Consider the following 25,056-nt stretch of genomic DNA (forward strand, 5'->3'; position numbering starts at 1 on the left):
TCATGGATGTAGATCTACAATGCCGATGTGGCAAGATAAAAGGGCAGATAAAGCAAGTAAGCCCTAGCGCTGTTAAGCAGCTAGTGTGTTATTGCGAAGATTGTCGCAAGTTTGCTCAACATTTGCAGAGCGAAGGAAGCTCGATAAATCAGTATGGTGGCTCAGAGCTATATGTAGCTGCACCAGCTAAGGTTGAAATAGTAGAGGGAAAACAACAGCTAGCCTGCTTGCGTTTAACGCCTAAAGGCATTTATCGCTGGTATAGCCAATGTTGCAATACACCTATCGCCAATACCGTAGGCATTAAACTGCCCTTAGTTACGGTTTATCAAGACTTTGTAGATGCAGAGCATACTAGTTCTTTACAGAGTAACAGTGAGCACTTAGGTGCAGTAAATGAGCATCAAGCTTTAAAGCCGCTTCCTGAGGCGCTATTGGGAGCATCCCCGCGTAAAACCAAATTTAAACTGATTGTTAAACTATTAGGCTGGAAACTTAAAGGAAAAGGAAAACCCAATCCTTTTTTTGAAGACTCGGGTAGGGCAAAGGTAAAACCCTCGATACTTAAAAGCTAGTCTCTATAGTTAACTAGCTTCTTCTAGAACTGACTAAATAAGCCCTCACTAGCGGTGAAGGCTGTTAGCAATTACCTGCTAGTTTTTTTCGGGTTTTTGTAATGCCCATTGCCCTTTTTAGACTTGGGTTTGTAGTTGAGAATTGAAACAGGCACTTCTTTGATTGGCTCAAAACCTTCTATCACTTTACGTTCTATTAAGTGGCCAATTCGGCTTTCAATCGCACATAGGTTTCTAAAGTCATCTTTAGAGACAAAAGAGATTGCTTCACCTTGAGCACCAGCTCGACCAGTTCTGCCAATTCGATGCACATAGTCGTCTGCTTGGTCTGGTAAGTCGTAATTGACCACTCGGCTTAGCTCTTCAATGTCGATACCACGAGAAGCGATACCGGTAGCCACTACAAACTTAATTTCTCCAGATTTAAAGTCTTCTAGAAGCTTGTTGCGCGAGGCTTGGCTACGGCCGCTATGCAATGCTTCGGCATTAATACCACGCTTTTCGAGCTGGCTTACAAGCTTGGCTGATCCATGTTTAGTTTGAATGAAAATCAGCGCTTGTTGCCAATCGCCGTCTTTAATCATTTGGCTTAACATGGCGGATTTCTTGTCTTTGTCCACCGTGACTAGCCACTGGTCAATTTTAGGTACACTGTCTTTGTTTTGAGCCAGTGAAATTTCAAGCGCTTCACCAATAGAGGTTTGTGCCAGTTGCTTTACTTGCTTCGACAGGGTAGCGGAGAAAAGTAAGCTTTGGCGCTGCTCGGGGAGTCGGTCAACAATTTTAGTGATGTCGTCAATAAAGCCCATATCTAACATGCGGTCGGCTTCGTCTAGCACCAAGGTATCTAGTTGGTCAAAATTCACTGCACGTTGATACATCATGTCTAGCAATCGACCGGGTGTGGCGACTAGGATATCTACGCCGTAAATTAGGGCCTGTTTTTGTGGCTCAGAGTCTACTCCGCCCACCATTGCCAGAGAGCTTATTTCAAGGTGCTTAGCGTAGTCTTGAATGCTTTGTTCAACTTGTTGGGCTAATTCGCGCGTAGGTGTTAGCACCAATGCTCGCACTCGTTTTCCGCGCAGTGGAGTTGTTTGTTGAGTAATGTTTTGCAAAATAGGCAATACAAAACTTGCAGTTTTACCTGTACCTGTTTGCGCTGCCGCAATCAGGTTTTTGCCATTTAACACCAACGGTATCGCTTTAGCCTGAATCGGCGTAGGCTGTTGGTAGTTTAATTCGTTTAAGGCTTGCACCAGTGGTGCGTGTAAACCAAGTTTGGAAAATGGCATGGGTATCTCTATGTCGAAGGAAGCAATGGCTAGGGTAGTGCGCTGCAACTAAATCATCAGCTGGCGCTATATTAGCACGTGTTAGGGCGTTAGCTGAATCATTGGATATGATGTTTTATTTGCGCATAGCTAATCGGAGTGCTTATGATTTCTTGTGATAACTATGATTACATCGAAATAGCCTGTATGTACCGCTACCTAGTGAGGGTATTGTTGGTAAGTGGTGAGCAAATTCAAGGTCTCGCGTTAGACACTAAGCGTAATCAACACAAGCAAGAATGTATCTTACTCGAGCAAGCTAATCAGCAAATTTTAGTGGTGTTAGATGACATAGAACAGTTAGAGGTCTTGGTAGATAACCCTCATTTTACTAAGGTGAGCTTTACTTAAGCCTTACAAAACAAAAGGCGAGCATGGCTCGCCTTTTATTTTACTTAAGAAGCGCTAGTGTTATTGGCGCTGATGTAAACGTACATTCAGCATGCGTAAGGTCGCTTGAATACCAGCAAATACCTGGTTGGAGTTAACTCCGCGGGTATGGAACTGTTTAGCATCATCTGCCCATTGAATTACACATTCGGTTAGAGCGTTCGCTTGACCACCGGGTGGAATCCGAACTTCGTAATCAATCAGTTCTGGCATGGTGAGCTTAGAATCACTTAAAGGATGGTCGAGTGCTTTCATAAAGGCATCAAAGCCACCGTTACCGTGTCCTGAGCTTTTATAAACTTTATCACCAATGCGTAGGCGAATGTTAGCGGAAGACTCTAAATCCAACCCACTGGTAATTGAGCAGTTGAGTAGCTCGATATGGGCGAAGTCATTGCTCTCCATGATATCGGCGATAATGAACGGCAAATCGTTAGGTGTGATAGTGGCTTTTTGGTCACCCAACTTAACGATTTTGTCGAGAAGCTTTTTCTGATTCTCGGGCGATATTTCAATCTCCATTGCTTCAAGGTTTTTAATGATTGAAGCTTTACCAGCCATTTTCCCTAAAGCGTAACTACGTTCACGACCAAAGCGCTCTGGGCTAAGTTCGGTAATGTATAAGCCGCCTTTGTGGTCACCATCGGCGTGAATACCTGCCGTTTGAGTAAATACGTCTGCACCAACAATCGGGGTATTAGCGGCAAGTCGTTTACCGGAAAAGCTTTCAACCAGTTTGGCAATATTGTGAATTTCTTTCTCATCAATATTGAGTTTAAAACCTAACTTGTCTTTTAGTACTACCGACACTTCAGCTAAAGAAGCATTACCGGCGCGCTCGCCTAAGCAATTCATGGTGCAGTGCAATGCCGCCACGCCAGCTTCTGCGGCTGCCATGCTATTGGCGGTGGCTAAGCCGTAATCGTTATGCGGGTGAAAATTAAATTTAATATTTGGGAAGCGTTCAATCATGTCAGTTAAGCTATCAAACACTTCTTTTGGTGCCATAACCCCTAAGGTATCGGGTAACATGAAGTGCTCTATGCCTAAATCTTTAAGCGCATCGACTAGCTGGTATACGTATTCTGGGCTGTCGGCATAGCCATTTGACCAGTCTTCTAGATAGACGTTTACACTTAAGCCTTGGGCCTGAGCATAACTCACCGTTTGTTTGATGTCGGCGATATGCTGCTCAATAGTTTTACCTAGCTGATTAGTACAGTGGTTTAAGCTGCCTTTGGTCAGTAGGTTAATAATTTGAGCGCCAGATTCAACAATCCAATCAACGCTTTTGTTGTGATCAACAAAACCAAGAATTTCGATTTGATGTAGGTGACCAGCGTCTTTAGCCCATTCGGTAAGCTGTTGTACCGCAGATTTTTCACCGTCTGAAACACGTGCAGAGGCTACTTCGATACGATCAACTTTTAAGGATTGGAGTAGGGCTTTACCTACACTGACTTTTTCTTGAGGGAAGTAAGACACACCTTGGGTTTGTTCGCCATCGCGAAGGGTAGTGTCCATGAGTTGTATTGAGCGGTTTTGCTCCATAAACCATGTCTCGCAGTAAAGAAATTCGCTAAAGAGTAGGCGCTACCTAAGTAGCGCCTAGCTGCAACTATGCGCTTGGCCACAACCAAGGTAGTTGTTGTTTGTGTTTGGCTTCAAACTCGTCGATCTTGTCTTCGAATTTTAAAGTCCAGCCAATGTCGTCAAGGCCTTTAGATAAAGTCTCTTTACGGAATGGGTCTACATCAAACGCGACTTCTTTACCGGCCGGAGTTTGTATTACTTGATTCTCTAAATCGATAGTAATTGAAATCCCAGGCGCTGCTTCTACTTCGTCCATTAATGCTTGTAATGTTTCAGCATCAACGATGATTGGCAAAATGCCATTTTTAAAGCAGTTGCTGAAGAAAATGTCAGCGTAGCTGGTTGAAATAATAGTATTAAAACCGTAATCAGCAATTGACCAAGGTGCATGCTCTCGTGAGCTACCACAACCAAAGTTATCACCAGCGATTAGGATTTTAGAACCTTTAAACTCAGGGCGGTTTAATTCAAACTCTGGGTTCTCAGAGCCATCTTCTAGGTAGCGCCAATCGTGAAAAAGGTGAACGCCGAAACCGGTACGTTCTACTTTTTTCAAAAACTGCTTGGCAATGATTTGGTCTGTATCTACGTTACTACGATTCATTACCGCAGCAACAGAGTTGTGTTTGTTATATGGTTGCATAATTAACTCCAAAAATTTCACTCACATTGATTAATCAACGTGTTTACATTATTTCCAAGTACGTAAATCGACGAACTTACCTTCAACGGCTGCGGCTGCTGCCATCGCTGGTGATACAAGGTGGGTACGACCCCCTTTACCTTGTCGTCCTTCGAAGTTTCGGTTTGAAGTTGATGCACAGCGCTGTTCAGGTTGAAGGTAATCACCGTTCATCGCTAGACACATTGAGCAACCCGGCTCACGCCATTCCCAACCCGCTTCAATAAGCACTTTATCAATGCCTTCTTTTTCGGCTTGTTCTTTAACAGGGTAAGAACCTGGTACGGCAATAGCTTGTACGCCTGGCGCTACTTTTTTACCTTTAGACACAGCGGCAATCGCGCGGAAGTCTTCGATACGACCGTTAGTACATGAACCTACAAATACCACATCTACAGGGAAGTCGGTCATTTTCTTACCGGCTTCTAGGCCCATGTAGTTTAGCGCGCTTTTAGCCGCTAAAGATTTAATTGAATCTTCGATTTGAGCAGGATCTGGAATTGGTTGATCCACAGGAAGTACTTGCTCTGGTGAGGTACCCCAAGTGACTTGTGGTGCAATTTCTGCTGCGTCTAATTCAACTACAGCATCGTACTCAGCACCTTCGTCGGTAGTTAGAGACTTCCAGTATGCAACCGCTTGATCCCAGTGTTCACCTTGAGGAGCAAACTCTTTGCCTTCTAGGAAATCAAAGGTTTTTTGGTCTGGTGCAATAAGACCAGCACGCGCACCGCCTTCAATCGCCATGTTACATACGGTCATGCGACCTTCCATGCTTAAGGCTTCAATTGCACTACCGGCAAATTCAATCACGTAACCAGTACCGCCAGCAGTACCAATTTTACCGATGATGGCTAGTACAATGTCTTTCGCGGTAGCAAATTCAGACAGCTCGCCATCTACTTTAACCAACATTGTTTTTGATTGTTGTTGTTGGATGGTCTGAGTTGCCATGATGTGTTCAACTTCAGAGGTACCAATACCGAAGGCTAGGGCACCAAAGGCACCGTGAGTAGCAGTGTGGCTATCACCACAACAAACCACCATACCTGGATGAACAAAACCGTGCTCTGGCACAACGATGTGAATTACACCGTTATTAGCATTGTTCATATCGTATAAGTTAATGCTGTTATCGGCACAGTTTTGCGCCATAACTTCAATTTGTTTTTTGCCAATAGGATCAGGCAAAGATGCGCGGTCGGCTGCTTTAGTTGGAACACAGTGGTCCATAGTGGCCAAAATGCTGTGTGGGTTGCGAACCGGGCGGTTAGCCATACGCAGACCTTCAAAGGCTTGCGGGCTTGTTACTTCGTGCATGAGGTGACGGTCAACAAAAAGGATAGATGCGCTACCTTTTGGTTCGTGGACTACATGCGCGTCCCAGATCTTTTCGTACATTGTTTTTTTCATGGCTTCCTTTACACCCTGTCTGTTGCTCTCACTCGCGCTATTCTTATTTATTTAGTCAAGCTTTAAGCGAATACTACTAACTTAAACTGTTTCTTTTATCTGTCTGCAAATTGTGATTTTTAAGCTAATTATTCTGCAAAAATAACCACAATAAAGACCCGACATCATAAAACAACATCACAGGTGCAGCAAGGGGCACGCGCCAATGAATGTTGATATAGCGGTGAACTTGCTGTTTTACCAAATGAAAGCGCTGTCAGTCATAAAATTCGCAAATAATCATGCTTTGTTAGTGAAAACTTAAGTAGCTTTTGTTTTCATCACTTCAAATGGTTGAACGAGGTGTTTGCACGCAGCTTGCGTTAGCTAAATGCCATGGAGGTTGAATGAAAGGTTTTAAACTAGGTTTATTGAGTGCGGCGCTAGTAATGGCGGGCGGTTCGGCAAACTTGTCGGCGGCGATGATCAAAACGCCACTTTATATGAATTATGCCGATAGCGGTGTCAATGTTGAGCAGCGCTTAAAATTTGCTGGAAAAAGCAAATATAAAATTACCGTTCCGCTAGAAAAAGGCACTTACAACATTCAGATCTCAGACGAAGGCCAACAATGTGGCTTACGTTTTGGCCCTGTCGACAAAAGCAAACTGCGCTTTTCAAAACCTCAAGACTTAAATAGCTGTGCTAAAGACAAATACTTCGAACTGAAAATTTTGTTCGCTGGCAACTACGAGCTAATCTTAGATAATTCAGATGCCGACAAGCCTACCGTGCAAGTATCACGCAAGGCGCAAGCATCTACCTTTAAACGTAAGCCACCATCTGTGGATTGTATTGCTTGGGATGGTCAACCAGTAACAGTTGATGTGAGCTCTACCTTCGCTAACGGCCAAACCGTTAAAGATTTTTATTCTGGTCAAACTCAAAAAGTGGCTAATGGCCAAGTGACCATGCAGCCAGATCCTGCCAGCGGCGGGGTATTGTTGCTTGAAGCGGCGGATGCAGAAGCTAGCGAGTTCTCTTGGGACAATGCTAGCGTTTATTTCATCATGACAGATCGCTTTAACAATGGTGATACTAGTAACGATTACCCACTAAATCGTAAAGCCGATGGCAAACAAGAAATTGGCACCTTCCAAGGTGGTGATTTTAGCGGCATTACTGCCAAGCTAGATTACATTAAAGACTTGGGCATGAACGCGATTTGGGTAACGCCTATTGTTGAACAAATCCATGGCTTTGTGGGCGGCGGTGATAAAGGCAGCTTCCCATTTTATGGTTATCACGGTTACTGGGCGTTGGACTTTACCAAGATTGATCCAAACTTAGGTAGTGAAGAAGACTTTGGCCGTTTTGTTGATGAAGCCCATAAACGTGGCATTCGCGTATTAGTAGACGTGGTAGTTAACCATGTTGGTTATCCAACCATGGATGACATGCAAACCTTTGGTATTAACGCTATGGCGCCTGGTGCGCCAGTGCCGAAGAAGTGGACCGATTGGCAACCAGACTTTGATAAAGGCCATAACTGGCATCGTTACAATAACTTTATTCGTTGGAGCTCTAGCGAATGGGTAGAGAATTGGTGGGGGCCAGATTGGGTTCGCAGCGGTATGGCTGGTTACACAGCGCCGGGTGGCGATGATATCACCATGAACCTAGCGGGTTTACCTGACTTATTAACCGAGAGTACTAAACACGTAGGTTTACCGCCGATCCTTAAAAACAAAAAAGATACTAAAGCGGTAGAGCGCGAAGGTTACACCGTTTTGGATTACTTGGTTGAATGGCACACCAACTGGGTCCGCGATTACGGTATCGATGGATTTAGAGCAGATACAGTAAAACACGTTGAAGCCGAAGTATGGGCCAAGCTAAAAGACTCTGCTACTGAAGCGCTAGCCGAGTGGAAAAAAGAAAACCCAGAGAAAGCCATTGATGACAAACCATTTTGGATGGTGGGCGAAGTATGGCATCACGGGGCATACCGTGACTTTTACTTCGACAATGGTATGGATAGTTTAATTAACTTTGAATACGCAGGCGATAGTGCGGCGCTTAAGGGCTCACAGTGTTTGGCGCAAAACGAAAAAATGTATGCGACCTACGCGAAAGATATAAACAGCGATCCTACATTCAACTTGCTTACTTACATTAGTTCGCACGATACCAAGTTGTTCTACTCAAATTATGAAGATATCCCACTGCAAGCAGGTGCGGGTACGGCATTGTTAATGATGCCTGGCGGAGTGCAATTGTATTACGGTGATGAAAGTGGACGCCCACGTGGGCCTCAGTCTGACGCTTTTGACTCTCCAACTCGTTCGTTTATGAACTGGGAGCAAATTGCTAAAGATAAAGACCGCCAAGCCTTAGTTAAACATTGGCAAACAGTAGGTCAGTTCCGAGACCGCCACGTTGCCATTGGCGCTGGTGAACACAACAAGATTAGTGATCAACCTTATGCCTTTAGCCGCAGCAAAGGCGACGATAAAGTCGTGGTGGTTTTTGCGGGCATTAAACAGTAAGAATAATAATAAACGGTAATAGTAAGGCGAGAGCGTAATTACACGGTCTCGCCTTTTTTTTAAGCTCGAATACGAGCTTGGCGCGCAGCTAAAGCAAATAACCCCAACACAATTAGCCAAATACTTAGTGGCTCAGAAACTTGGCTAGCCACTTGGCTGTCTCCATTAATCACAATATCTCTAAAGCCAAACGCTTCATTACCGCCATTTTGATTGGCGTTAAAATACAAGCTTAATACCGAGCCGCTGCCAACTAGGCTCTGACTAAGCTGTTTAAACTGATTGTCTAGCACTTGCTTGTTGATAGATAGCGGATCGTTTAGTTGATATTGGTTCCCGCTGGCCATGGTATAGCTTTGGTTGGCTTGTTCATCAACTGCGCTGCTAAAGAGTAGTTGTATGGGCGAGGCATCAATGGCATAGCTAAAGCTAAAGTAATCAGATGTTTCAAAATCGCCCATAGCCGCCATGGAAATGGATATGGAACTTAAGGCATAACCACTGATATCAAACAGCCAGCTGGCTTGTGCATCCCCGCTTGGATTGTCTGGGTTAAGGGTATCGCTTACACCAAAGAAGCTTGCTTGGTCAGTGTGTGAATCAACAATCCCCAGGCTATCGCTTGGATTGCTTTGGCTTGAATCAATAAGGCTATTAGGAATGCTTAAGCTGGTATTTACTTGATACTTGTTAAAGCCATCTTGCGCGCTGGTAAACTGTTGGCTGAGAGGGTTCTGATAATCGACTAAGTTAAGGCTACTGCTGTTTAGCATATCGTAGGCGATGATAGTTGCGTGAACCGGCATGGTGAGTAGTATCAAGCTTATAGAGAGTAGCTTTCTAGTGATTAGCATTAGGCATTCCTTTGTAAAATGAATACCTAGTAAATCAATAATTGCGCCAAAAATATAAAAGTTTTAAAATTCAATAGTTAAGAAAGCGATAGTGCTTAAAGGAAAAGATCATGTAAATATTAATGACACTTTTATTACCAAGTGTCATGCAGTGTCCTTATCTCTTTATTAACTTGTTTGTAAATAATTTGGCTTGCAGCTTGACTAAGCGTATTTCTATTTTGATATTAGCCACTTACAAATACCCAATTATTACTGTAAAAAATCCTGACCAGCAAGCTCTAGATTAAGTGCCGAAAAATTGAACCAAACCCGCTAAGCTTTCGTTCTAAATAGCAATGAATGGGGGACTTAAGATGAAGCGATTACTAACACCTGTTTTGTTATTCACCAGCAGCCTTGCCATGTCTTACCCAATGGATAGTGACTATTGGGCACATCGAAGTGTACTGTTTTTTGCTCCACAGCAAGATAGTGCGGTAGAGCAGTTCTTAGCTGATGAAATGCGTTACCGCTGCCAGATCCGTGAGCGAGATTTAGTGGTGATGGTTATGACGGCCAAACAGGCTCATGGACAGGCAGAGCAAGTAGGAAGCCACGGCGTTTCTTATCTTAGGGATAAATATCGGGTGGAAGAAAACAAACATATTGCGGTGTTAATTGGTAAAGATGGTCACGAGAAACATCGTTGGGGAGCAAAAACAGATTGGCAAGAAATATTCGCAATTATTGATGAAATGCCAATTCGTAAACAAGAAATGTTAAACAGTGCGAGCGTTTGCTCGGTATAAAAAAAGAACCAAGCAGAACACCTGCTTGGCTTTAAAGAAGGAAAGCTAAATATTTACGAAAGGCTTAAAACTTGTACTTAACACCAACACGAGTTTTAAGTTGGCGCTGGTCTGTTTTAGAGCTCACGCTTGAGTTCCAAAACTCCATATATGGACGCCAATTCTCTATCTGGTAACCGATGAATATACCGGCATCCCAGTTATCGTCGCCGTTGTTAAACTGTGGATCTTTGGCTTTGCCTGCAATTGCGTCCCACTCGTAAGTGTGGCTCTTCCAGTAGTTTGCCTCATAGTCTAACTTAAGGTTTGGCATGCTCTTAACTTTGTAACCACCAGTTAAGGTGATTTTAGATTTGTACCACGTTTCACCATTTTCTTTACCATCAGCATACTGACGGATTTCGTAACGGTAACGTAAAGCAGTTTTTAAACCAAAATCGGATTTATAACCCACTCTAAATTGTGGTTTGTAGGTTACGCGCTCATCACCAAAGGTAATTGGCATACCTGGATGGATGTACCACTTTTTGTTGATTTTGTGTTGGTAGCCCCAATCGAACTCTGAGTCACCACGTTGTAGGTTTTCGAGAAAACCGCCATATTCTCCGTCATCGTTCTTGCCACTAAAGAACTTCATCTCTACGCTGTAGTTCCATTTACCAGCGTCGCTTACTTTGGTTGAGTCACCGATTTTAATACGGTAGGCGTGAGCTTCAGATTCATGTTTGTATTCGCTACGTAGGTCAAGTTGACCTGCAGCTACAGGTGCTGCGATTAATAGCGCACCAATTGCAATTGAAAGGCTTTTCATTTTTGTCATGATAAATTCCATTTCCAAGTTAAGGCCCAGTAATGAGCCCAGTTTTTATATTTAGAGAGTTAGGGTTCTAATTATTGTTTTGGGTATAGCTGTTCTATATTTCTTTCGGCCAATATCTCAGCTAAGCTCTTTTTCACCGTGAGCTGTGAAAAATCACCAGACTTAGATAGCGCCAACAGGTTCTGGTCATTCATACCTAGGGCCGCTTCACCTTTAGTGCCGCCACCAAGCACAAGTTCAAACTCAGCGGCTATAACGCTAGAGCTAGTTGCTATACAAAGTGCAAGAGCTAAAGGTTTATAACTTGTCATCATTAGTCCTTATTGGGCGACATCATTACTGGTATTAATGTAATACAAATATGCTATTGGGATTTTGGATTTGTATCTGTGAACCTGATCAGATTATTAAATATTTTTGTATGATTAAAAGGAAAAGGTTAAAAACTGTGGGCTAGATAAGGTTTCCATTGGAGAAATGTGAACTTTTACCCAGTTAATGGTTTTTCTTAAGCAGGCTCTGTCGACGAATCTTTAACTTTAAAGTTATAGCTGGGGCTCGGTTAGCAGCGCAATGTAACTTTTCGTAATAGTGATAAGCTATTGATTAGATGTTTTATTGACTTAATAGAGCTGCAAAAGTAGCCCTAGGCATGTAAGTAAGTGACTGATTTTCGTAATACTTAGCACTACTCACGGCGGCACTATTATTGAATTATGTGAAAAATTGGCGTTTATTTGTGCAGGGGTAAACTCAAACTGCGTGAGTGGTGTTGACAGTCTATAAAGCAATATTAAGCTTGTTTTGTACTACATATAATAGGGTTGTTAAGCAAACAACCCTGTATATCAGCACTTAGTGTTGCTCTAAGGGTAACCAATCTACTGTTACGCCTGCTTGGCTAAACATGTCTTCACTGACTTTAATTTTGTCTCCCCAGCGTGACAAAAAGTCCTCAGATTGCTCGGGACAATGAACTGTGGCAATACCTGTTTGAATGATTTTGGCTGCGCAGTTAGGGCAGGGGAAGTGAGTCACCCAAATCTCACAGCCAGACAAATCGCGCTTAGCAAACAAAATAGCATTCTCTTCGGCATGTAAGGTTTTGAGTAGCTTCATTTCGCGGTTGTCGGTTTCGGCACTATCAGAAATGCCATGGGGATAGCCATTAAATCCTAAAGACACAATGCGATTGCTCTCGGTGATAACCGCACCCACCTGGGTTGATGGGTCCTTGCTCCAAGAACCCACCAGTTCAGCCATTTGAAAAAAGCGCTTAGCCCATTTAGAAACCATTTGTCTTACTCCTTAGTTAACGCGGCTATTGTGCGGTTGAAAGGCGCCCCTTGCAAGTATTGATAAGCTTTTGAAAGAATGGCGTAAACTAAATGAATGAGCTAATCACTAAATTGCTTAATCGCCTGAGGTTTGCCATACAACCAGCCTTGGTGCAAATAGACACCTTTTGATATGAGGTAATCGGCTTGTTGTTGGTTTTCTACCCCTTCTGCAACGATTTGCAGATCCAAATTGAGCGCTAAGTCGATAACCCCATCCAATACTTTGGCTTGTGGTGAGTCGGTGTTTATGGCGATAACAAAGCTGCGATCTATTTTTAGGGTATCTAGTGGCAATTGCTGTAAATACTGCAGGCCAGCGTAGCCGGTACCAAAATCGTCGATAGCCAGTTTAACACCCTGCTGCTTGAGCCTTTGTAGCGACAGTTGCACCTGTGGAGAGTCTATTTCTACCAATTCGGTTTCGGTGACTTCTAAACATAGATTAGGAAAGCCAGCATGTGCGCTTAGCACCTGATTAATGAAAGATGCGTCTTTTAGATGCTGACCGGTAATGTTGATGTTCACTTTTAACGAAGGCTGCCTAGCAAGCAAAGAGTGTAGATCGTTCTTTAAATTGCTAATAACTTGTTCGGTAAGCGCAACCTGTAATTTGTAGCGATCAATATCGGGTAAAAATGCGTCGGGGTAACGCAAACCATCCACTGGGTGCATCCAGCGCACCAAGGCTTCAACCGCGACTAACTGCTTATTGTGGGTATCATAAATCTCTTGATAGTAATTTATAAACTCATGATTTTTAAGTGCTAGCTTAAGCCGAGAACGTTGGCTTAAGCGTTGGCTACGATGCCGGTATACCAAAAACATGCTGCAGCATAGCAGTAGGGTATACATGCTTAACTGCACTAGGCTTAAACAATAGACACCTTTGTATAGTTCAGAAGTTGGGCGGCTGGCAACGAGGGCTAAGCCTGGCAGTGCAGGAAAAACTTCGCTAACAAAATATTTATTGCTGTCATCATCAAATTGCGCGAAACCGCTGGTTTTACTTTGTTGTAATGGGAACAAAGGGCTATTTAAGTTTAGCGGCAAGCTGTAACTACCACTTACAAAAAGGGGAGTGCCATTTTGGCTGTCGCTTAAAGCGACGATGTCACTAGATTGGCTGGTATCTTCGATAAATGAACGGAATACCTCTAGCGGTATTGCTGCGTTAACTTCGCTGCCATCGGGGCGGGTTTTGGCAACAACCATGGCTGGTTCTTTGGTGTACTCTAGAGCGAGAGGCCCAAAGTAGCGCAACACGTTAGAATTAATTGGCTTAAGTACGTCGGTGGGAGGATCTAGCTTCCCCCAGCTGGAGCACAGCAATTTGCCGTGTTGGCTTACCAAGCCCATTTCTGCAATGTAAGAGATCTTAAAGTGAACTTTGCGCAAGGCGATTAAAGTATCTTCTTGGCACTGTTCACTTACATGAGAGAGTTGCTCAAACTGCTGGTCAATGGCCTTTAGGTTATGACTAATGTTGTTGAAGGTTATTTGATAGTCGTGATTAAAAGCTTCTCGCCTTTGTTGTTTGCTGGTTTCAACAATCCAAAAATAACTAATGATGATGGGAAACAGGCTGCAAAGTAGCGCAAATAACGCAGGCTTAAGTTGTAGCTGTTTAATCCGACAAAACATCAATAAAGTACCTTGGCCTGCAACAGAAATTAAGCGCTTAGCTATTGTGCTGCTTAGTTCAAAAATAATTTCGAGTGGCAAATTTACTTCATTTTTATGAAAGAAATGTTACAGCTGTTGGTAAGAAGAGATTGATAGTAGAAAAGGCAAATAAAAGGCTACAAAAGAAGGACTTGTAGCCTTGTAACTTAGTTATTTCATGCTTGCGATGAATTTGTCAGATTCGGCTATCGCTTTGCTCATTTGTTTAATTACGTCGGCAACTTCTTGCTCTAATCGAGAAAACTCTTTGCCAACCGCGCCAATGGCTCGAGCATTTAGATTATGTTTTAAGTAAAGCTGATTATCGTTTAAACGACTAAGAACGGGATCCATTTGCGCTTCAGCTTTGCGCATGGCTTTAAGCATGGCGGCGTAACGTTTACGCGTATCTGAAAGCTGCTGCTTACTTTCTGCTTTTAGGCTGGCTGACTGGTATTGCTCTAACTCATCTTGCCATTCATCAAAAAGTGCTTCTGCAACACTGTCTACTTCATCTATCCGTTCACTTACGGTTTCGGCTGCGGCTTTTGAGTCTTTATATTGGGCATTTACTTCATCGTAAACATCTTCTAAATCGCCGCCATCAAAATTAGTTAAGGTTTTTAGCTGTTCAAGAGCCGAGGTGAATTGTTGCTGTGCATCTTGTTGGCTTTCTTGTGCATCTTCTACTCGGTCAACTAATATCTCGCGTTTGTGGTAGCCCACCTTTTCCATTGCGGAGTAATAGGTGGATTCACAAGCAACAAGGCCGGTAAGTAATAATAATATGCTAAAAATTCTCATTAGTTACTCCCTGGTGTAAATCTCGCTGCGTCAATAATTGCCCAAATATGAACGATCACCGCAATCACAATGGGCACAATTAACCACCAAAGCGCGTAGCCTGCAGCGGTGATTACAAAAAACATTAAAGCCGACAGAATTCTGCCTTGAACTAATTGGCCTAAACCGGGGATAAAAAAGCTACAAATAGCGGCAAGCACGTTGCCAGTAGAACCTTGATCAGACACTGTTCTTCCTTGAATTAACTCGAAACAATAATTGTATGTTGCCAGAGTCTAAGGCGCTATGCGAGTTTCGCTGACGAATTCATTTCTTTGACAGCTTGCTTGGTGTCAAATGCGTATATTCATTGCCTTAAAAGCATGGCTTGGCGATAATGCTGGCTCTGCAATTAGTAAAGCACTTGTGCTTGTTTCTGGTTTAACTTACGGATATTGAATGAAATTTCTCCACACTTCTGATTGGCACCTTGGGCGCCAGTTACACAATCAGTCTTTATTGCAAGATCAAGAGTATGTGTTAGAACAAATTATTCAAATTGCTGAGCAACACCAAGTGGATGCCCTTATTGTGGCTGGAGATATATTCGACCGCTCTGTGCCTCCAAGCAACGCAGTAAAACTGCTTGATGACACCTTAGATAAACTCGTTAATCAACTAAGCATTCCGGTGATTCTTATTGCTGGAAATCACGATGGCGCGCAGCGCTTAGCTTTTGCATCTAGGCAGATGCGTGAAAGCGGTCTTTATATAAGTGGCACCGTAGAGCAACAAATACCGGCTATTAAACTAGACGCCAAAAACGGCGAGTCAGCGGTATTTTACCCGCTTCCGTATGCTGAGCCAGCCACTGTGCGAGATGTTTTTGAAAGCGAAGCAACTAGCCATCAAGAAGCAATGCAAGTGCTGGTTGAACAAGTTAAACAACATGATAGCGAAGGCTTAAAAAAGGTGGTGATTGCTCACTGCTTTTTAGATGGTGGCGATGAGTCCGAATCTGAGCGCCCGCTTAGCATTGGCGGGGCCGACAAGATTTCTCCAAAGCTATTTAGCGACTTTGATTATGTTGCACTAGGCCATTTACATGGGCCTCAATACAAGGGCTCACAGCAGGTCCGTTATTCCGGTTCTCCATTAAAGTATTCCTTTAGCGAGCAGCATCAGGCTAAGTCTGTGACTCTAGTTGAGTTAAGTGAAGGTGAATGCGATATCGAGTTAGTCCCCCTTGAGGCCAAGCGCGATGTGCGAATTATCGAAGGCTATCTAGAAGAGCTGTTGGCGAGCGGCAGTACAGACGCCGGCCGAGAGGACTACTTAATGGTGCGTTTGTCAGATAAGTCAGCCATTTTAGATGCCATGGGTAAGTTACGCGAGGTATACCCAAATGTTCTGCACCTTGAGCGAACCGGCCTGATGGCGAATACAGACAAGCTTGAGCTTAATCGAGAGCACATAAAAAAAGGTGAATATGACATGTTCACCGACTTTTTTGCCCAAGTATCTGGCGACGAGCTAAGCGCTGAGCAGCAAGCCTTGTTAAAGCAAACTATCGACCAACTGCACCGCGGAGACCAATAATGCGCCCAATTACTTTACGCATGAGCGCCTTTGGCCCCTTTGCTGGAACAGAGTTGATAGATTTTCGCCAACTTGGTCAAAACCCACTATTTTTGCTCAATGGCCCTACTGGCGCAGGTAAAACCACCATTTTAGATGCAATGTGTTTTGCCTTGTATGGAAAGAGCACAGGTGACGAGCGCGAAGCTTCACAAATGCGTTGTGATTTGGCCGATGAAGCCCTACTAACTGAAGTGATTTTTGAGTTTGAACTAGGGGCAAAGAGTTATAAAATTCGTCGCGTGCCCGAACAAGCACGTCTTAAGAAATCAGGTGATGGTTATACCCAGCAAAAGCCCGAAGCACAGATAAGTTTAGTTAATGATGATGGTAGTGAAGAGCTGTTGGTGCCCGCCAAAGTGTCGGAAGCCAATAGTCAGATAGAAGCACTTACCGGTTTAGATGCCGACCAGTTTCGCCAAGTGATGGTATTGCCGCAGGGCAAGTTTCGTCAGCTGTTAATGGCTGACTCGAAAGAGCGGGAAAAAATATTTTCTCAATTGTTTCAAACGCATATATACAGAAAAATTGAAGATAGCCTTAAAAGCCAAGCGGCTAGCATTCGCACAAAAGCCTTAGAGCAAAAAAATATTCGCGAAGGTATTTTGCAAAGCGCCGATCTAAATGAGCAGAGTGATTTAAGCGAAGAGTTAGCCCAGTTAAGCTCGCAACTTGAACAAGCCTTAGCGAAAAAACAGCAAACTGAGGTTCAGTATTCAGCAGCAAATAAAGACTACGAAGCGGCTAAATTACTCGATGAAGACTTTAATTTACTGGCTAATCTTAAAACATCTTTAAGTGCTTTAAACAAACAAAAAGCCAATATTAGCGAAAAGCAAACTCGCTTAGACCAAGCCAAAGCCGCGCAGGCTATTGAGGCCTTTGATACGGCAAAAGTGCAGCGCTTTAACGAGGCTAAGCAAGCCAGTTTGGCACAAAGCCAGGGTGAAGCGGGATTAAGCTTGGCTCAACAAAACTTGCAACAAGCGCAGCAACAGCTTGAGCAAATGCCAGAGAAAGAAGCGCAACTAGCACAAGCTCAAGAACAGCTACTATCGCTACAAAACTTTAAACCACTTATTCAAGAGCTAGAAAAGCTTAAGCAGCAACAAACAGCTGCCCAAACTAAACTAGACAGCCAAGCAGAGCAAGGCAAAGGTTTAAAGCAGCAACTAGCCGAACTAGCGAGCAGTAAAGTCGCTTTGAGCGAGCAACTTACAAGCAGTCGCCAATTGGCGGAAACGCAAGCTGAAAAACAGCGGCTTTTAGGCCTAGCCCAACAGTATCTTGAGCAGGCTGATGCTTTGGCAAAACTCAATCAACAGTTAAGCGAGAATAAAGCTGAAGTTGAACAATCTGCCGAGCAAGGTAAGCAGCTTAAGGCCCATTACCAGCAAGCTCAGCAGCAGGCCAATCAAGTTCAGTTAACTTGGCACCAAGGCCAAGCGGCCATTATGGCGCAGCGACTGCAAACTGGTGACGCTTGCCCTGTATGTGGTAGCACTGCACATCCTCAACTCGCGGTGAGTCAGCAAGCATTGCCCAGCGAAAATGATGTAGAGCAGGCGCGTAACAATGAGCAAGTAGCGCGAGACAAACTAGAAGAAGCTCGCCAGCATTACAAAGCCTTAAAAACCAAGCAAAGCGAATGGCTAGTTCAGCAGCAGAATCTCAGCCAGCTCTTGGGAGATAAAGCGGCAATATCAGTTCAACAGCTTCGCGCGGAACTAGATGCTGTTCAGCAAGCATTGGCGGCCGCCCAACAAGCTCACTCGCTAAGTAAACAACAGCAACAACAACTCGAGCAATCAGAGCAAACAGAGTTAAGGCTGCAAGCTCAAGTGGAGCAGGCGAGAGACTTATATCAGCAAACCAAAAGCCAGTTAGATGTGTTGCAAGGGCAGCGTGAGAATGCTGAACAAAATCTACCCGAGAAGTTTCAGCAGCCGTCAATTCTTGATGAAGCAATAAACTTACAACAGCAGCAAATTGAGCAACTTAAGACATCTATTGCAGCGATAAACGAGCAACACAATGTTGCTCGTGAAGACTTAAGTGCTAAACAATCGGCAGCTACAGCAGCAAAACAGGCGCTGCAGCTCGCTCAGCAAGCTTTAAGTGAAGCGCAAGCTACGTTTTCTGAACAATTAGCAAAATCCAGTTTTGCCAATGAAAGCGCCTTTAACATGGCTTTGGTTAGTGATGATGAAATGGCAGCACTTGCAAAGGAGCTAGAAGAATATCATAGCGACTTAACAACAGTGTCTGCGCAATTAGAGCAATTAAAGGTCAAACTAAAGGGTAAAAAGCAGCAAAATCTTGAAGATTTAGCGCAAGCGCTTAACAAACTGCTAGAACAAAAAGATTTAGCAGATGCTGAGTGGAACAAGCTCAATAATCGTCACTTAAGTTTGTTAGAGATTCAAAATAAGTTAAATCATGCCGATAAGAATGCCCAATCTCTCGCTGACCAATACCAAGTAGTAGGCACTTTAGCCGATGTGGCTAACGGCCAAACCGGTAACAAAGTGAGTTTGCAGCGCTTTGTATTGAGTGTTTTGCTGGATGACGTATTACTGCAAGCCAGCCAGCGCCTAAGTGTTATGAGCAAAGGGCGTTACCAGCTTATTCGCAAAGAGCAGCGGGCGAAAGGCAACAAAGCCTCTGGTTTAGAACTAGAAGTGGAAGATAGTTACACCTCTAAAGTACGCTCTGTAGCAACCCTAAGTGGTGGCGAGAGCTTTATGGCTGCGCTAGCCATGGCATTAGGGCTGTCTGATGTGGTACAAGCCTATGCGGGTGGCATAAAACTAGATACTCTGTTTATTGATGAAGGTTTCGGTAGCTTGGATCAAGAGTCATTAGATTTGGCGATTCGAACTTTGGTGGATTTGCAAAGTGCAGGCCGAATGGTGGGGGTGATTTCTCATGTGTCAGAGATGAAGGAACAAATCACCAGCCGTATAGATGTGCTTAAGCATTCATCTGGCAGCACTACTCAGTTACACCTTCCTTAAACAAAAAAAGCCAGGCAATGCCTGGCTTTTCGTTCAACTACATACAAACTTAGAAGTTGTAACGTAGTGAATAAATGAAGGCGTTTTGGTTGCCCACAGTACCTAGCTTGTTATAAGCGTAACGGTATTGGATACCGGTAGTTACGTGCTCGGTGGCATCCCACCAAAATGCTAATGCACCATTCATTGATACATCATCAGTTTCGCCAGAAACGTCGGTGTAATCTGACTTACGTGCAAATTCAGATTCGTGCCAGTTAGAGATCCAGAATTTTTGGTCCCAAGCTGTAAAGTTGTAAACCGCGGTCCAACCGAACATACCACCGTTAAAACCAGTGAAACCGTCGTTCCAAGAAGGGTTTGTGATAGTCATGTGAGCACCAACCCAAGGAGTAACAAACCAACCGTCACCTTGGAAGCGGTATTGACCACCTAGTACAGTATTGTTTGCAGCAAAACCTTTTGAGTCAGTTGCGTAGTGTTGGCCGTATAAACGGAAATCAGTATCAGCGATTTTGTAAGCAATAGTTCCTTTATATGCTGTACGTAGTTCATCGCTTCCATCTTGAACGTTTTCTAGATCGAAGAAGCCGTATACTTCACCCCAATCAAAACCTGCGCCACCTTCTAATTCAAGGTAAGCAAAATCTTCTTGGAAACCAGTACGGTCTTGAGTGTTTTTAGACCAATCTAAGTAGTTTACGCTGATGTTACCAAAACCGTAAAGATACTCGGCGCTGGCAGGCGCGCTGGCTAAAAGAGCGGCAGCTGAAAGTAGTGCAATTTTTTTCATAGGGTAGTTCCTTGTTCACGTTTAAGTGAATTACCGTGTGTGTTTTGTTTTGAGTTCGGCAGAAAGTTTATATTGGAAGGGAACTAAAGTTATGATTCGGATCACAAAAATCCGCTCACTTATTGGTCAATTAAATCTTATTAACCAAATATGTTTATGGTATTTAGCTTTTCACAAAAAAATAATAAAAATATTTAGGTGACAAATATCTAAAATTCAGGCTCTTAGGCTAATTGTTGAGCACTAAGTTAAATTGGTGGGGGATATTTTGAGTTTAATCTTCTGGTTTTGCTTGTTCTGCAAGTTTTTTTTGGCAGTCCTGGCTCACTATTTCTAGTGCTTTAAGTGCGAGTTCTGGCTCAATGTGGTTTTCTTCAAGTAATTGAATTAAATCTACAGCCAACTGAATGTGTTTTGGAGCGGAGTTAAGAGACATAGAGATCCGGGAGAGCTAAAGCTATAAGAAAATGACCTGAGTTGACACAACTCAGGCCAATATTCGTTAGGTTATTACTGTTGTTGGATTACCCAAATTTGAAACTGCTTACGGGTAGCTGCATCGGCACGCTGATACCAAAATTGCAGCATTTGTAATTCGGTATTATCACCTGCTGGAACTGCTACATCGTTACTCGCTGCAGCTGGGTTATCGTTAGAGGCTGCTACTGCTGTAGCTGCAACAGCTGTTGTTGCTACTGCGGCAGTGGCATTGCTGTTGCTATTTGTAGAGCTTGCCGCAGGAGTGTCTGCTTTAGCTACCACGGCAGTGGTTGTGGCGGCAGCTGCTACTGGAGCCGCTGTACCTTGTTTAGCTTCAATGGCTGCAATCTCTTCTAAATAATCACGAGAAAACTGCATACCTGGTTTTAAAGGCAGAAGATAATAACTTGAGTCTACAGAACCACCGTTTTCATCTTTTAAACTAAAGCTTGGCTTATCAGCAAATTTTTTGGCTTTGCTAATACTGCGGGGTTGTTGAGCTTTTAAAACGATGTCTTGGCCATCTTTAACGTTTAAGTTGATAACAATGGGTGTTGACTTAATAATTTCTGAATTGCTGTTAGAGCCTACGTTGTCTGCGTAGCGAACCACAACTTGATGAGGACCAGCATTTAAGTCGGCGCTAGTTTTGCTAAGGCTAAGTACACCAGTAGACTGTTTATCTACATACATAATCTCAAAGTGACTAGGTGTAGAAAAGCTCGCGGCAAAGGCGTTGAAGCTTGCAATACAAGCAAATGTTAAGCTTACAGTCTTCCCAAAGAATCGCATGAATTACTCCTTAAAGCGTGATTCTAACTGATTTATTTTCTGTTCCAGTTTCCAAGTGGTTTTTTGACACTCACCTAAACGACTTTTTAAGCTGAGAATCTCCGCGCTTAGTCTAGCAGTATCTGTCTTGATATTACTACGATTAAGTACTTGGTTTTTTTCCGCAATTTTTTGTTCTAATTGCGCTTCAAATTGCTTTTGTTGATTGAGCTTTTCGCGCAGTTGATTTTGATCGCCAGAGTTGATTACTTTATTCAAACGATTTTGCCAACTCTGGATCCGCTGCTGCTGGGGAATGGAGCGTTGTTTTTGTTTGCGAGTAACTTGATTGATTTTGCCTTGTAGCATGGCAAACTTACCCACAAATCGGTCGCAGTATAGTTTGAGCAAGTCTATGTCTTTGGTTTTTTCACCTAAGCGACTAATTTGAAGGAGATCTTGTTCAAGCTCGCTAACATAGTCACTAAACAGATCACTACGACAGCTAAATCGCTCATCAAGTACTGCGGTTTTTGCGTAGGCGCTGCGCTCACCTTGCAGATCTCGATGTTCGGCTTGCTCTTTTAGTTGGCGAAGTTTTTGCGCCAACTTTTCAAGTTCTAACTCAACCATGCTTGCCAAGCCAGTTTACCGGCAATAACCATTACCACAGTAATAAACACCGGACGAATAAACTTAGCACCAAAGTGAATCGCCGAATGCGCGCCAACTACCGCACCTAGCATAATACTTACACCCATGGTTAAGCCAATTGCCCAATTTACGTGGCCCAGGTATACAAAGGTTATAAAGGAAACAAAGTTACTGGTGAAGTTCATCGCTTTTGCTAAGCCAGAGGACAACAAAATGTTCATCTTATATAAGGCCATGGATGAAACCGTCCAGAATGCGCCGGTACCTGGCCCGGCAACACCATCGTAGAAGCCTAAGCTTAAACCTTGGCCAAGCATCTGCTTTTTAAGTTTCTTGTCTGCTTGGGGAAGCGCAGCATGGCCGTCGGCCTGTTTACGATTAAGGATGGTATAAACCGCGGTTGCCATAATCACCAGAGGTAATAGCTTTTCTAACCACTCGGTGCTAATAAAATCTACGATGAAGGTGCCAGCAAAAGCACCAATTGCGGTAGCAACAAAACTCCAAAGCCAAAACACCGGGTTAAACAGTTGCTTGCGATAAAAGGTCCATGCTGCGGTACTTGAGCCAAAGCTTGCCGCAAGTTTGTTGGTACCTAACGCTATATGTGGAGGTAGGCCAATACTTAATAAGGCGGGAATGGTTAATAGACCACCACCGCCAGCAATCGCATCAATAAAACCTGCGGTTAGGCCAATGCCTACAATAAGGATTAATACAGAAGGGTCGAGTCCCAGTTCTAACATTAATGGTCACTTCTTTTATAAGGTGGTAATGCAGCTAATAGTTGCTTGCCGTATCGACGAGTTGTGAGTCGACTATCGAGCAGCACGATTCTACCTGAATCACTTTCTTTTCTCATTAACCTTCCGCAGCTCTGTACCAGTTTTCGACTGGCACTGGGCAAGGTGAGTAACATGAACGGATTTTGGTTGCGGCTTTCTAATAGTTCAGCATGGCTGGCCATTACCGGCTCGGTAGGCACGGCAAAGGGCAGGCGAGCTACAATAAGGTCAGTTAATAAGTCACCGGGTAGGTCAATGCCTTCACTAAATCCAATAGTGGCTAGAATAGTACTGGTTTGGTTTTGTTGGCGGCTTTGTCTATGTTTGGCTAAGATTTGCTGATTAGTGAGTTGGCCTTGGATCCAGAGGTTGTTAATTTTTTTGCCTTCTAGCTGTTCAGCGACTTTGTCCACCAAACGATAGGAATTACATAGCACCAAAACCCCGCCTTGATTGTGCTGAGCTTCGATGATCTTTTGAGCAACATTATTGGCAAACTCAGGATGATCAGGCTCAGCGATATTATTCGGAACCTCTAAAATAACCTGTTGGTAGTTAAAAGGAGAGGGCAGTTTGACTAATTGTTCCTTGGCCAGTTTAGCCAAACCAACTTGATTTAAATAGTATGAGAAGTTACCTAGAGCACTAAGTGTTGCTGATACGGCTATGACCGAAAAAGCGTCTTGCCACAGCAGCTGTTGCAGTAAACCACCAATTTCTATTGGTGAACTACAAAGCTGTATTTCTTTATCTTTACGAGTAAACCAAAAGGCATAGTTTTTTTGGTTGTTTTCGTTCGCATAACTAAACAACACCTCCAACCAAGACTCAGCTAAACTTTGCATGATGCTTAATCTACTCAGTAAAGCTTCTGCCTGGGCAGACTTCATTTGATTGTTGGCAACGTTCTCTTGGATAACCCCAGAGTAATGTTGCAAACTATTACTGAGCTTATTGGCTTCTTTATGGTAGTTACTGGCTAGGTTAATAATTGCTGAGGGAGTTTTTCCTAGTGCGAAGCGCCAATGCTGACTGTTATCAAATGATTCTTTATTCGCATTGGCAACATCCTTAAGTTTGTTAAAGCAGCGGTTTAGTTCTGCGCAAGCTTCCTTTAGTTTTAGGCTGCTTCCTGCAATGGCATTTGGGTTTAGTATGTTCGCTAATTCTTTGTCGAACAGCTTTAGGTTCTCTAGCTCCTTCAATGCGTGATTTAGCATTAGTTGCTTAGCACTAGCTTCTCTTGCTATCTCTGGAAACTGATGAGCTTCGTCCAATATATAGATGCAATCCTCAGATGCCGGCAGAATATGACCACTGCCGGCATGAAGATCGGCGAGCAACAAACTGTGGTTTGCCACAATAACATCAGCTTTCTTTAAACCTTTGCGTGCTTTATGAAAAGGACAAGTTCTATGCCTAGCCGATTGAACCGAGCAACTTAGTGTATCAACCACCACATGTTGCCAAATTTGCCAAGGTACTTGCCCCGGCCAGCTATCTCTGTCGCCATCCCATTTACCTTGCTGCAAAGCAATCGCCATTCTTTTGGTGAGATCTAATTGTTTAGGGGGGAGGCCTAAATCGGTGCTTGTAGCCGCAACCAGTTTATGTGCACAACAATAACGCTGCCTGCCTTTCGCTAAGGCAAATTCAAACTCGCCATGTGCCGCTCTATGCACAGTGGGTAAATCGCTTTCTACTAGTTGTTGCTGCAGAGCAACGGTTGCGGTGGAAACCACCACTTTTTTATTTAGCGCTTTCGCTAAAGGTATAGAGGCCAATAAATAAGCTAATGATTTGCCGGTTCCGGTGCCTGCTTCTGCTAAAAGTACCCGCTGTTTACGATTAATGTCCCCAGCAATTGTTTTGGCTATTTGTGCAATAAGAGAACTTTGTGCAGCCCTCTTAACAAATTTTGGGTTTTGCTCCTGAAGAGTATTATACCAATGGCGAATTCGTTGTTTGTTCTTTTCTGTTAACATGAATTCCTCAATGTTGTTAACAACTTATAAATAAGCGCTTGTGCTTCTCATATATATTATAGGTAAGTGAGGCAACATAAAACACTGCAAAAAAATCAAATTCTTAGCTTAAATACTGTTGGAGCTAGATCACGTTTTTATCTCTAATACATTCTTTTATTGTGCCTG

23 protein-coding genes are annotated in these 25,056 nt (G+C 43.4%); 6 read left to right on the top strand and 17 right to left on the bottom strand.

Annotated elements, in window-relative coordinates; all coding sequences use genetic code 11:
* Nucleotides 1–2: 2 nt before the first annotated feature.
* Nucleotides 3–575, top strand: coding sequence for a DUF6151 family protein (locus K5609_RS09040; protein ID WP_221076874.1), 573 nt, complete (start codon nt 3–5; stop codon nt 573–575).
* Between the two features lie 71 nt (nt 576–646).
* Here the strand turns inward: K5609_RS09040 and K5609_RS09045 are convergent, their stop codons facing one another.
* On the bottom strand, nt 647–1,870 hold the full coding sequence (locus K5609_RS09045; RefSeq protein ID WP_221076875.1) for a DEAD/DEAH box helicase: 1,224 nt from the start codon (nt 1,868–1,870) through the stop codon (nt 647–649).
* A 144-nt stretch (nt 1,871–2,014) separates the two neighbouring features.
* Here K5609_RS09045 and K5609_RS09050 point away from each other — a divergent pair, with 144 nt between their 5' ends.
* A complete protein-coding gene (locus tag K5609_RS09050; RefSeq protein ID WP_221076876.1) occupies nt 2,015–2,260 on the top strand; it encodes a Rho-binding antiterminator in 246 nt (81 codons plus the stop codon).
* A gap of 60 nt (nt 2,261–2,320) precedes the next feature.
* Here the strand turns inward: K5609_RS09050 and K5609_RS09055 are convergent, their stop codons facing one another.
* From K5609_RS09055 to leuC, 3 genes are all read right to left on the bottom strand, one after another.
* Nucleotides 2,321–3,823, bottom strand: a complete 1,503-nt coding sequence (locus K5609_RS09055) for an alpha-isopropylmalate synthase regulatory domain-containing protein (protein WP_246611968.1) — start codon at nt 3,821–3,823, stop codon at nt 2,321–2,323.
* A gap of 94 nt (nt 3,824–3,917) precedes the next feature.
* A complete protein-coding gene (gene leuD, locus K5609_RS09060; protein ID WP_221076878.1) occupies nt 3,918–4,535 on the bottom strand; it encodes a 3-isopropylmalate dehydratase small subunit in 618 nt (205 codons plus the stop codon).
* Between the two features lie 48 nt (nt 4,536–4,583).
* Nucleotides 4,584–5,987: a 3-isopropylmalate dehydratase large subunit gene (gene leuC, locus K5609_RS09065; protein WP_221076879.1), complete on the bottom strand. Its 1,404-nt coding sequence runs from the start codon at nt 5,985–5,987 to the stop codon at nt 4,584–4,586.
* A 386-nt stretch (nt 5,988–6,373) separates the two neighbouring features.
* On the opposite strand from leuC, the gene K5609_RS09070 reads away from it, so the two are divergent.
* Entirely contained in the window at nt 6,374–8,515 is a 2,142-nt protein-coding gene (locus tag K5609_RS09070) for an alpha-amylase (protein ID WP_221076880.1), read from the top strand.
* A 59-nt stretch (nt 8,516–8,574) separates the two neighbouring features.
* On the opposite strand, the gene K5609_RS09075 is transcribed toward K5609_RS09070, so the two are convergent.
* Entirely contained in the window at nt 8,575–9,369 is a 795-nt protein-coding gene (locus K5609_RS09075; protein WP_221076881.1) for a hypothetical protein, read from the bottom strand.
* 356 nt (nt 9,370–9,725) lie between these two features.
* Between K5609_RS09075 and K5609_RS09080 the strand changes: the two genes are divergently transcribed.
* Nucleotides 9,726–10,160, top strand: coding sequence for a DUF4174 domain-containing protein (locus tag K5609_RS09080; RefSeq protein WP_221076882.1), 435 nt, complete (start codon nt 9,726–9,728; stop codon nt 10,158–10,160).
* 64 nt (nt 10,161–10,224) lie between these two features.
* On the opposite strand, the gene K5609_RS09085 is transcribed toward K5609_RS09080, so the two are convergent.
* The 6 genes from K5609_RS09085 to K5609_RS09110 all read right to left on the bottom strand — a co-directional run bounded on the left by K5609_RS09085 (nt 10,225) and on the right by K5609_RS09110 (nt 15,013).
* On the bottom strand, nt 10,225–10,980 hold the full coding sequence (locus K5609_RS09085) for an oligogalacturonate-specific porin KdgM family protein (RefSeq protein WP_221076883.1): 756 nt from the start codon (nt 10,978–10,980) through the stop codon (nt 10,225–10,227).
* A gap of 71 nt (nt 10,981–11,051) precedes the next feature.
* Nucleotides 11,052–11,294 carry a hypothetical protein gene (locus K5609_RS09090; RefSeq protein WP_221076884.1) on the bottom strand — a complete coding sequence of 81 codons (243 nt, stop codon included), beginning with the start codon at nt 11,292–11,294 and terminating at the stop codon, nt 11,052–11,054.
* Between the two features lie 541 nt (nt 11,295–11,835).
* A complete protein-coding gene (locus tag K5609_RS09095) occupies nt 11,836–12,276 on the bottom strand; it encodes a dCMP deaminase family protein (RefSeq protein ID WP_221076885.1) in 441 nt (146 codons plus the stop codon).
* Between the two features lie 101 nt (nt 12,277–12,377).
* Entirely contained in the window at nt 12,378–14,042 is a 1,665-nt protein-coding gene (locus K5609_RS09100) for an EAL domain-containing protein (protein WP_221076886.1), read from the bottom strand.
* A 111-nt stretch (nt 14,043–14,153) separates the two neighbouring features.
* Complete coding sequence (locus tag K5609_RS09105; protein ID WP_152782410.1) at nt 14,154–14,786, bottom strand: DUF2959 domain-containing protein; 633 nt, start codon at nt 14,784–14,786, stop codon at nt 14,154–14,156.
* Entirely contained in the window at nt 14,786–15,013 is a 228-nt protein-coding gene (locus K5609_RS09110) for a hypothetical protein (protein ID WP_220718200.1), read from the bottom strand. Before K5609_RS09110 ends, K5609_RS09105 begins: the two co-directional genes overlap by 1 nt.
* A gap of 211 nt (nt 15,014–15,224) precedes the next feature.
* On the opposite strand from K5609_RS09110, the gene K5609_RS09115 reads away from it, so the two are divergent.
* Together K5609_RS09115 and K5609_RS09120 are read left to right on the top strand one after the other, a co-directional pair.
* Nucleotides 15,225–16,364 (top strand): exonuclease SbcCD subunit D, encoded by a 1,140-nt coding sequence (locus tag K5609_RS09115; RefSeq protein ID WP_221076887.1) that lies wholly within the window; start codon nt 15,225–15,227, stop codon nt 16,362–16,364.
* Nucleotides 16,364–19,420, top strand: coding sequence for an AAA family ATPase (locus tag K5609_RS09120; protein WP_221076888.1), 3,057 nt, complete (start codon nt 16,364–16,366; stop codon nt 19,418–19,420). Before K5609_RS09115 ends, K5609_RS09120 begins: the two co-directional genes overlap by 1 nt.
* 49 nt (nt 19,421–19,469) lie before the next feature.
* Here the strand turns inward: K5609_RS09120 and K5609_RS09125 are convergent, their stop codons facing one another.
* The 6 genes from K5609_RS09125 to dinG all read right to left on the bottom strand — a co-directional run bounded on the left by K5609_RS09125 (nt 19,470) and on the right by dinG (nt 24,888).
* Nucleotides 19,470–20,213 carry an outer membrane protein OmpK gene (locus K5609_RS09125; RefSeq protein ID WP_016401154.1) on the bottom strand — a complete coding sequence of 248 codons (744 nt, stop codon included), beginning with the start codon at nt 20,211–20,213 and terminating at the stop codon, nt 19,470–19,472.
* 274 nt (nt 20,214–20,487) lie between these two features.
* Complete coding sequence (gene rsmS, locus K5609_RS09130) at nt 20,488–20,649, bottom strand: pleiotropic regulatory protein RsmS (RefSeq protein WP_016401153.1); 162 nt, start codon at nt 20,647–20,649, stop codon at nt 20,488–20,490.
* 74 nt (nt 20,650–20,723) lie between these two features.
* Nucleotides 20,724–21,485: a YccT family protein gene (locus tag K5609_RS09135; protein ID WP_221076889.1), complete on the bottom strand. Its 762-nt coding sequence runs from the start codon at nt 21,483–21,485 to the stop codon at nt 20,724–20,726.
* Nucleotides 21,486–21,488: 3 nt separating this feature from the next.
* On the bottom strand, nt 21,489–22,097 hold the full coding sequence (priC, locus tag K5609_RS09140) for a primosomal replication protein PriC (RefSeq protein ID WP_221076890.1): 609 nt from the start codon (nt 22,095–22,097) through the stop codon (nt 21,489–21,491).
* Nucleotides 22,085–22,864 (bottom strand): TSUP family transporter, encoded by a 780-nt coding sequence (locus K5609_RS09145; RefSeq protein WP_221076891.1) that lies wholly within the window; start codon nt 22,862–22,864, stop codon nt 22,085–22,087. Before K5609_RS09145 ends, priC begins: the two co-directional genes overlap by 13 nt.
* On the bottom strand, nt 22,864–24,888 hold the full coding sequence (gene dinG / locus K5609_RS09150; protein WP_221076892.1) for an ATP-dependent DNA helicase DinG: 2,025 nt from the start codon (nt 24,886–24,888) through the stop codon (nt 22,864–22,866). The genes K5609_RS09145 and dinG overlap by 1 nt, the downstream gene beginning before the upstream one ends.
* Nucleotides 24,889–25,056 lie beyond the last annotated feature (168 nt).

The sequence above is a fragment of the Agarivorans aestuarii genome, from assembly GCF_019670125.1.
Lineage (GTDB): Bacteria > Pseudomonadota > Gammaproteobacteria > Enterobacterales > Celerinatantimonadaceae > Agarivorans > Agarivorans aestuarii.